Genomic DNA, 1158 nt, shown 5'->3' with positions numbered 1-1158 from the left:
AACGATTGTTCTCCTATAGTGTACATCCCCGATGTCAATTTTAAAAACGCTTTGCTGTCCAACACAGCCATAAACCCCAATAACGATACAGAAATAAGTTATAATGAAGCGGCCGCTTTTACAGGAACAATGGATGTTTCACGTAAAGGCATAGCAGATCTAACAGGTATTGAGGCTTTTGTTAATATTACACATTTATATTGTAGAGACAATGCTTTAACAAGTTTAGATGTCTCTGCTAATACAGCTTTAACAAGGTTATATTGTGACGATAATGCTTTAACAAGTTTAGATGTCTCTGCCAATACAGCTTTAAGAGGTTTATATTGTGACGATAATGCTTTAACAAGTTTAAACGTTGCCAATGGCAATAATACTAATTTAATAACTTTTACCGCAGAAAACAACCCTAATTTAAGCTGTATACAAGTGGACGATGTTACCTATAGCAACACCAATTGGGCAAATGATATAGATACCACCGCAAGTTTTAGTACCGATTGTTCTCCTATAGTGTACATCCCCGATGTCAATTTTAAAAACGCTTTGCTGTCCAACACAGCCGTAAACACCAATAACGATACAGAAATAAGTTATAATGAAGCGGCCGCTTTTACAGGAACAATGGATGTTTCATTTAATAACATAGCAGATTTAACAGGTATTGAGGCTTTTGTTAATATTACACGTTTATATTGCAATTACAATAATTTAACCAGCTTAGAGGTTGCCAACAATTTGGCTCTTGAAGAATTACGGTGTAATAGCAATAATTTAACAAGTTTAGATGTCTCTGCCAATACAGCTTTAACAAGGTTAATATGTTACGATAATGCTTTAACAAGTTTAGATGTCTCTGCCAATACAGCTTTAACAAGTTTATATTGTAACAATAATGCTTTAACAAGTTTAAACGTTGCCAATGGCAATAATACTAATTTAATAACTTTTACCGCAGAAAACAACCCCAATTTAAGCTGTATACAAGTGGACGATGTTACCTATAGCAACGCTAACTGGGCAAATGATATAGATACCACCGCAAGTTTTAGTAACGATTGTTCTCCTATAGTGTACATCCCCGATGTCAATTTTAAAAACGCTTTGCTGTCCAACACAGCCATAAACCCCAATAACGATACAGAAATAAGTTATAAT

At 34.5% G+C, this 1158-nt stretch carries 1 protein-coding gene; it reads left to right on the top strand.

All coding sequences use genetic code 11. From position 1 onward, the window contains the following. The coding region (locus Q4Q35_RS15510; protein ID WP_496559759.1) for a leucine-rich repeat domain-containing protein at positions 1-1158 on the top strand (1158 nt) is incomplete at both ends.

The sequence above is a fragment of the Flavivirga aquimarina genome, from assembly GCF_030540835.1.
GTDB lineage: Bacteria > Bacteroidota > Bacteroidia > Flavobacteriales > Flavobacteriaceae > Flavivirga > Flavivirga aquimarina.
Note: the sequence above shows the minus strand (reverse complement) of the source record. Positions and strands in the feature narration are given on the sequence as shown.